Below are 1,581 nucleotides of genomic sequence, written 5' to 3' on the forward strand. Positions count from 1 at the left end.
AGGGCACTCCCACGACCGGACGTTCAACGGCATGGCGTCCATCTTGTGCTGGCAGACATGGCAGGTCTTGGAGCTGGCAAACCACGGGTCAATCTTGACCAGATGCTTGCCCTGCTCCCTGGCCTTGTAGTCCAGCTTGGTCATCAAGGCATGCCAGGACGCATCGCCGATGTGCTTGGCGAGGCAGGTGTTTTTCATCATGTTGCGGACCTTCAGCGTCTCGACGATCACCGCTTGATTATCGTCAACGATCTGTCGAGAGAGCTTGTGCTGGAAGTCGTTGCGGGCATTGGCGACCCGCTCATACGCCTTGGCGACGAGTAACCGTGCCTTGGCCCGGCGGGCGCTGCCCTTCTTCGTGCGTGACAATGCCTGCTGTTTGCGCTTGAGGTTCTTCTGCGCCTGCTTGAGGAAGCGCGGATTGGCGACCTTGCGGCCATTTGAGTCGATAGCAAGATGGGATAGCCCCATGTCCAGTCCGACGACGCGAGAGGTATCAACGTCCATGGTCGGCACGGGGGTCGCCTGGTCGGTATCAAAGAGCAGCGAGGCGTAGTGCTTGCCGGTGACCGTGCGCGACAGCGTGATGCTCTTGAGCTTGCCGTCAACAGGCCGGTGAACTTTGGCCTTGATCGGCCCCAGTTTGGGCACCTTGATCCAGTTGTCGCCGGCCTTGACGCCGACGCAGTGATAGCTGGACTGCTTGCCCCGCTTGCTCTTGAAGCGCGGATAGCCGGCCTTCTGCTTGGGGTCGAAGAAGCGCTGGAAGGCATGATCAAGGTTGATGCAAGACTGCTGGAGCGCCATGGAATCCGCCTCTTTCAGCCAGCCGTACTTGCGCGATTTCTTGGCCACCGGCAGCAGCTTCTTGATGTCGTGCTTGGCGCTCAGCGACTGCCCGTGACGCTTGTAGCGATGCGACATGATGCGAAGGCCGGTGTTGTAGCAGAAACGTACCGCACCGAACTGGCGGTTCAGGAACTCCGCCTGCTCGGTCGTGGGATAGATGCGTACCTTGGTGGCCTTCAGCATGTCAGTGCTCACTGCTATAATAGCCAGAGATTAAGGACTATAACGAGGAATGTAAAGTGAGTGTGTATGAAAGTTATCGGCGAGGGCGGCATAGCGTCACTCGGCTAGTCGTCCACCTTGTTTTTACGACGAAGTATCGGCGCAAAGTGTTCGACGGCTACATGATAGGGCAGCTCCGAGAGGCATTTGAATCAGCTTGCGAAAAACTCGACTGCCGCATCCTTGAGTTCGATGGTGAAGAAGACCATGTTCACCTGCTCGTGGAATATCCGCCGAGGCTGTCGATCAGTGTGCTGGTCAACAATTTGAAATCCACGTCGTCCCGACGGGTGCGGTTCTTGAATGCCCATATTCCGCGCCTCAGCAAGAGCGCCGTGCTGTGGTCGAGATCGTATTTCGCTTGTAGCGCAGGCGGAGCCACTATCGAGACGCTCAAGGCTTATGTGCAGGGACAGAAGACACCAGAATAGGGCCGCTTGTGCGGCCCCCGCTTACCTCCCCGCCCGAGTGGGTGAGGGTTCACGCGGGTTTTTGCTGARGTTTAGGCTG

General features: G+C 57.8%; 2 protein-coding genes. One reads left to right on the forward strand and one right to left on the reverse strand.

Translation table 11 applies throughout. The features are described 5' to 3' along the window. Positions 1–1,032, reverse strand: a 1,032-nt coding sequence (locus A3220_RS16400; RefSeq protein ID WP_062376013.1) for an RNA-guided endonuclease TnpB family protein, incomplete at its 3' end; no start/stop codon positions are given. Between the two features lie 56 nt (positions 1,033–1,088). Here A3220_RS16400 and tnpA point away from each other — a divergent pair. Then, a complete protein-coding gene (gene tnpA, locus A3220_RS16405) occupies positions 1,089–1,502 on the forward strand; it encodes an IS200/IS605 family transposase (RefSeq protein WP_054641838.1) in 414 nt (137 codons plus the stop codon). The last annotated feature ends 79 nt before the right edge of the window (positions 1,503–1,581 follow it).

It is taken from the genome of Halomonas sp. KX33721 (assembly GCF_001596805.1).
Taxonomy (GTDB): domain Bacteria; phylum Pseudomonadota; class Gammaproteobacteria; order Pseudomonadales; family Halomonadaceae; genus Vreelandella; species Vreelandella aquamarina.